Here is a 6,004-nt window from a genome sequence, read left to right as displayed (position 1 = left end):
TCGAACTGCAGGTCGGCTGCGGCCGCCCGCATGCGGTCCGTCATCTCCTCGATGATTCCCGCGAGCTCCGCGGCCGGCCGGTCGGTGACCACCGCGCCGTCCTTCTTCGCCTTGCCCCCCGCAGCGGCCCTGCCCCCCAGTGAGGGGACCGGGGCCTTGGTGTCCTTGGCCTGCCGGTAGCCGGTGCCGAGGAGCTGCTCGGTATCGACCTCCTCGCGGGCGATGGACGCGACGATGTCGTTGATCTTCTTGCGGAGCGGCTGCGGGTCGACCCCGCGCTCGGTGTTGTAGGCGATCTGCTTCTCGCGGCGGCGGTTGGTCTCGTCGATGGCCTGCGCCATCGCGGGAGTGATCTTGTCGGCGTACATATGGACCTGCCCCGAGACGTTACGGGCGGCGCGTCCGATGGTCTGGATCAGCGACGTGCCGGACCGCAGGAAGCCCTGCTTGTCGGCGTCGAGGATGGCGACCAGCGACACCTCGGGCAGGTCGAGGCCCTCACGCAGGAGGTTGATCCCGACCAGGACGTCGTACTCACCGGAGCGCAGCTCACGCAGCAGTTCGATGCGGCGCAGCGTGTCGACGTCGCTGTGGAGGTAGCGGACCTGGATGCCCAGCTCCAGGAAGTAGTCCGTGAGGTCCTCGGACATCTTCTTGGTGAGGGTGGTGACCAGGACGCGCTCGTCCTTCTCGGTCCGCTTGCGGATCTCGTGCACCAGGTCGTCGATCTGGCCCTCGGTGGGCTTGACGACGACCTCCGGGTCGACGAGCCCGGTGGGCCGGATGATCTGCTCGACGAAACCGTCGCCGCGGGACAGCTCGTACTTCCCGGGTGTCGCCGAGAGGTAGACCGTCTGACCGATCCGGCCCAGGAACTCCTCCCACTTCAGCGGACGGTTGTCCAGGGCGGACGGCAGCCGGAAGCCGTGGTCGACGAGGGTCCGCTTGCGGGAGGCGTCGCCCTCGTACATCGCGCCGATCTGCGGCACGGTGACGTGCGACTCGTCCAGGACGAGGAGGAAGTCCTCGGGGAAGTAGTCGAGGAGGGTGTTGGGGGCGGTGCCGGGGAGACGGCCGTCGAAGTGCATCGAGTAGTTCTCCACGCCGGAGCAGCTGCCGATCTGGCGGAGCATCTCGATGTCGTAGGTGGTGCGCATGCGCAGCCGCTGGGCCTCCAGCATCTTGCCCTGCTTCTCCAGCTCGGCGAGGCGCTGCTCCAGCTCCTGCTCGATGCCGCCGACCGCCTTCTCCATGCGCTCGGGGCCCGCCACGTAGTGGCTGGCGGGGAAGACGTGGAGTGCGGTGTCCTCGCTGATGACCTCACCGGTGAGCGGGTGGAGGGTCGAGAGCGCCTCGATCTCGTCGCCGAACATCTCGATGCGGACGGCGAGCTCCTCGTACACCGGGAAGATCTCGATCGTGTCGCCGCGCACCCGGAAGGTGCCGCGGGTGAACGCGAGGTCGTTGCGGGTGTACTGGATCTCGACGAAGCGGCGCAGCAGCTGGTCGCGGTCGACCTCGTCGCCGACCTTGAGCTGGACCATCCGGTCCACGTACTCCTGCGGGGTGCCCAGGCCGTAGATGCAGGAGACCGAGGCGACCACGACGACGTCGCGGCGGGTGAGCAGCGAATTGGTGGCGGAGTGCCGCAGGCGCTCCACCTCCTCGTTGATCGAGGAGTCCTTCTCGATGTAGGTGTCCGACTGCGGGACGTACGCCTCGGGCTGGTAGTAGTCGTAGTACGAGACGAAGTACTCCACGGCGTTGTTCGGGAGGAGCTCGCGGAACTCGTTGGCCAGCTGGGCGGCCAGCGTCTTGTTCGGCGCCATCACCAGGGTGGGGCGCTGCAGCTTCTCGATCATCCAGGCGGTCGTCGCCGACTTGCCCGTGCCGGTCGCGCCGAGCAGGACGACGTCCTTCTCCCCGGCGCGGACGCGCCGCTCCAGTTCGGTGATGGCCGCGGGCTGGTCACCGCTGGGCCGGTAGGGACTGACGACCTCGAAAGGCGCCGTCGAACGTTCGATCTTCGAGACTGGCCGCATGCAACCACCGTACGACCCCGCACTGACAACGGCCGGGGATCAGCGGTTCCGCGACTCCCGGTACGTCCTGCGCGAGGCGGACTCGCGGGGCGGCGCGGGGCGGCGCTGGCCGGGGATCGAGCCCAACGGCCCGCCGCGCCGGGGAACGTGTCCGCACTGCCGGCCCGCCCTTTCCGGCACGCCGCCGGTCACCACCAGCGGGTCGACCATCACGACCACCGCCGCGAGCAGCAGGAAGCAGCCCGGCCCGATCATCATCGGCAGGAGCAGCGAGGCGGGTGCCTCGCCGGGCGGTGACGGGGCCGAGGCGGGGTGCAGGTGCACCTGGAGCGCCGCCATGCCCGTGTAGTGCATCCCGCTCACGGCCACGCCCATGACCACGCTGGCGCCGAGGCTGGGGAGGAAGCCGTGGATGGAGACCGCCGCCCACAGCGAGGCGGTCGCGGCCACCACGGCGATCACGACGGAGAGCCCGACGGTGAGCGTGTCGTACTCGAACACACCGTCGAAGTTCATTCCGGCCATGCCGAGGTAGTGCATGGAGGCGACCCCGAGACCGGTGATCGTCCCGCCCGTGACCAGTGCCATGCGGGTGGCTCCCCGGTAGCCGACGAGGAAGATACCGACCCCGACCATCACGACCGCCACGGCGAGGCTCGCGTAGGTGAGGGGCCGGTCGTAGCTCACCGGCGCCTCCCGGACGGAGAAGCCCAGCATCGCGATGAAGTGCATCGTCCAGATGCCGGACCCGATGGAGGTCGCCGCAAGGGCCAGCCAGCCGGCTCTGTACGCGCCTCGCGTGCGCAGCGACCGCGTGGTGCAGCGAAGACCGAGAGCAGCACCGAGGCATGCCAGGAGGAACGCCGTGACCGGCGTCACGAGGCCGTAGGTGAATCCGTCGACTGTGCCCTGCATGCTGGTACGCCCTTCGCGCTGTGCCCGGGTTCGGGGGTGACCCTAAGGGGCAAGGCCCGGCAAGCAAACATAAGAGCGGCATTTTATCCGTCTCTGGGCCCTTCGAGGATCCGGCGGCCGACATTCCGTTCACAACATGGCCATCATCACCCTCCTCTCCGTTGGGGACCGGATGCGAGGCTGCTGCCTGTCCGCTTCCCGACGCGAGGAGTACACGTGTCCGCACGCACAGCAACCGCCTCCGGTGCCGTAGCCGCCCTGCTCGGCGCCTGCGTCCTGCTGCCCGCCAGCCAGTCGCAGGCCGCGGGCGCGCAGGACGGTCCGGTCGTCTACGCCCACCGGGGTGCTTCCGCCTACGCCCCGGAGAACACCCTGGCGGCCGTCGACGCGGCCGACGATCTGGGCATCGCCTGGGTGGAGAACGATGTGCAGCTCACCAAGGACGGCGTGCTGGTCGTCGTGCACGACACCACTCTGAGCAGGACCACCGACGCCGAGGAGGTCTTCCCCGGCCGTGCGCCCTGGGCGGTCAAGGACTTCACCGCGGCGGAGATCGCGAAGCTGGACGCGGGCAGCTGGTTCGGCGCCGGCTTCGCGGGAGCCCGGGTGCCCACGCTCACGCAGTTCCTGCACCGGCTGGAGCGCAACCGCCAGAAGCTGCTCCTGGAGATCAAGAGCCCGCAGACCTACCCGGGGATCGAGCGGGAGACCCTGCGCGTCCTCGGCGAGGAGGGGTGGCTCGACCGGGGTCACGTGCGGCACAGGCTGATCATCCAGAGCTTCGGTGCAGAGAGTGTGAAAACTGTCCACGCCCAGCGTCCGGACGTCGTCACGGGCTTCCTGGGGACCCCCGCGGTGGCCGATCTGCCGTCGTACGCGGCGTTCACCGACCAGATCAATCCGTCGTACACGACCATCGGCGCCGACTACGTCGCCGCTGTGCAGAAGCTGAAGGGCGCGCACGGCAAGCCGCTCCGGGTGAACACCTGGACGGTGAACGACGCGGCGAAGGCGGCGGAGGTGGCCGGCTTCGGCGTGGACGGCATCATCACCAACAACCCCGACACCGTCCGGGACGCCACCCGCTGAGCGGCCTCACGGGGCGTCGGTGTCAGTGCCCGGTCGTACCGTGGTGCGCATGGAGAGCAACGAGCAGGTCGTGGAGTGGTCCGTCGTGCCGAGCGACATCGGCCCGCTCCTGCTCGCCGCGACCCGTGCGGGCCTGGTGACCGTGGCCTTCCACGCGCGCCCCGTGGTCCGGGACAAGGCACTCGGACAGCTGCGGACACGGCTGGGCGCGGAGCCGGTGGAGGCCCCGGACTCCGCGCTGCTGGCCGAGCCGGTGCGCCAGTTCGCGGCCTACTTCGCCGGAGGACTCAGGGAGTTCTCGCTGGCTCTTGACTGGTCGCTGAGCTCCGGCTTCCAGCGCGAGGTGCTCCGCGAGCTGGCGTCCGGCGTGCCCTACGGGACGGTCGTGGGCTACGGCGCACTGGCGAGCCGGGTCGGGCAACCGGGCGCCGCCCAGGCAGTGGGGGCCGCCATGGGCTCCAACCCGCTGCCGGTGGTGGTTCCGTGCCACCGGGTGGTGGAGAGCGACGGAGGGCTGGGCGGGTTCGGCGGCGGGACTGAGACGAAACGGCAGCTGCTGGCACTCGAGGGGATACTTCCGCAGCCCCTCTTCTGATGTTTCCGATGCAGGGGCCTTCCGGGTTCTGAGGCCTTCCCGTCTCCCAGTGGCTCCCCCTCCGCGGCGGGATCCGCCCGTTCGATGTCGCACGGAGGCGCGAGCTGGCACACTGCGGCGGTGACGACAGGTCTCCCCGCATCCCGGATCACGGCCGCCGAGCTGCCGGCCCTTCGGCGCCGGATATCCGCCGTGCTCATCGGCAGTCAGATACTCGGCGGTCTCGGCGTGGCCGTCGGTATCGCGCTCGCCCCGGTCCTGGCGGCCCAGGTGAGCGGAACAGAAGCCCTTTCGGGGCTCGCGCCGACCGCCTCCGTGACGGGCACGGCACTGCTGTCGCTGCCGCTGGCCGCCCTGATGACCTCGCGGGGCAGGCGCGCCGGACTCGTCCTGGCGTATCTGATCGGGGCGCTCGGAGCGTTCCTCGTCGTGACCGCCGCAGTCGTGGGCAGTTTTCCGCTGCTGCTGCTCGGGATGGCCGGCTTCGGCGCGGGATCGTCGGCCAATCTGCAGGCGCGGTTCGCGGCGGCGGACCTCGCGGAGCCCGAGCGGCGTGGCAGGGCGATCTCCACCGTCATCTGGGCCACCACGATCGGTTCGGTGCTGGGCCCCAACATCGCGGCGCCCGCAAGCCGTGTGTTCCAGAGCACGTTCGTGCCGGAGACGGCCGGCCCGTTCGCCTGGGCCCTCGTCATCTTCCTGCTCGCCGGAGCCCTGGTCGCCGTGCTTCTGCGTCCCGATCCGCTGCTGACGGCGCGGGCGCTCGCGTCCCCGGCCACGACGACCGCCGCGAGCCGCTCGCTGCGGGCCGGGCTCGCGGCGGTGCGGGCGTCACCGATGGCCCGGGTGGCGCTCGTGACCGTCAGCGTGTCCCACACCGCGATGGTCTCCATCATGGTCATGACCCCCGTCCACCTGGGGCACCACGGTGCGGACATCCAGCTGATCGGCCTGGTCATCAGCGGACACATCGCGGGGATGTACGCCTTCTCCCCCGTCATGGGCTGGCTCTCCGACCGGGTCGGCCGGCTCTCCGTCATCGGGCTGGCCGCCGGACTGCTGTGCTGCGCGGCACTGCTGGCCGGCACCTCGGGTGACGGGCACGCCCGGACGGCCACGGGCCTGTTCGTCCTCGGTCTCGGCTGGTCGGCGGGTCTGGTCGCCGGCTCGGCACTGCTGACCGACTCCGTACCGCAGGAAGCGCGGGCAGCCGTGCAGGGGCTCTCCGACCTCTCGATGAACGCGGCGGCCGGCATCGGCAGGAGGAGGCAGGCGACGACCGCGTTGAGCCAGCCGTAGCCCAGCCGGGAGACGATCACCCCGGCGACAGCGCCGCCGATGCCGGCCGCCGCGTTCATCGAGA

At 70.3% G+C, this 6,004-nt stretch carries 5 protein-coding genes; 3 read left to right on the top strand and 2 right to left on the bottom strand.

The features are described 5' to 3' along the window. The coding region (uvrB, locus tag BFF76_RS03505) for an excinuclease ABC subunit UvrB (protein WP_065847138.1) at positions 1-2,042 on the bottom strand (2,042 nt) is incomplete at its 3' end. Positions 2,043-2,081: 39 nt separating this feature from the next. Continuing rightward, on the bottom strand, positions 2,082-2,957 hold the full coding sequence (locus tag BFF76_RS03500; protein WP_065847136.1) for an MHYT domain-containing protein: 876 nt from the start codon (positions 2,955-2,957) through the stop codon (positions 2,082-2,084). A 216-nt stretch (positions 2,958-3,173) separates the two neighbouring features. Between BFF76_RS03500 and BFF76_RS03495 the strand changes: the two genes are divergently transcribed. From BFF76_RS03495 to BFF76_RS03485, 3 genes are all read left to right on the top strand, one after another. Beyond that, on the top strand, positions 3,174-4,046 hold the full coding sequence (locus tag BFF76_RS03495; RefSeq protein WP_065847134.1) for a glycerophosphodiester phosphodiesterase: 873 nt from the start codon (positions 3,174-3,176) through the stop codon (positions 4,044-4,046). A gap of 49 nt (positions 4,047-4,095) precedes the next feature. Further along, positions 4,096-4,641, top strand: a complete 546-nt coding sequence (locus BFF76_RS03490) for a methylated-DNA--[protein]-cysteine S-methyltransferase (RefSeq protein ID WP_031094466.1) — start codon at positions 4,096-4,098, stop codon at positions 4,639-4,641. 84 nt (positions 4,642-4,725) lie between these two features. After that, the gene (locus BFF76_RS03485) at positions 4,726-5,940 is read left to right on the top strand and encodes an MFS transporter (protein WP_079122297.1); all 1,215 of its coding nucleotides are present in this window, start codon (positions 4,726-4,728) and stop codon (positions 5,938-5,940) included. Positions 5,941-6,004 lie beyond the last annotated feature (64 nt).

It is taken from the genome of Streptomyces mutomycini (genome assembly GCF_001700505.1).
In the GTDB taxonomy this organism is placed as follows: Bacteria; Actinomycetota; Actinomycetes; order Streptomycetales; family Streptomycetaceae; genus Streptomyces; species Streptomyces mutomycini.
This window is presented reverse-complemented; position numbering and strand designations above follow the sequence as displayed.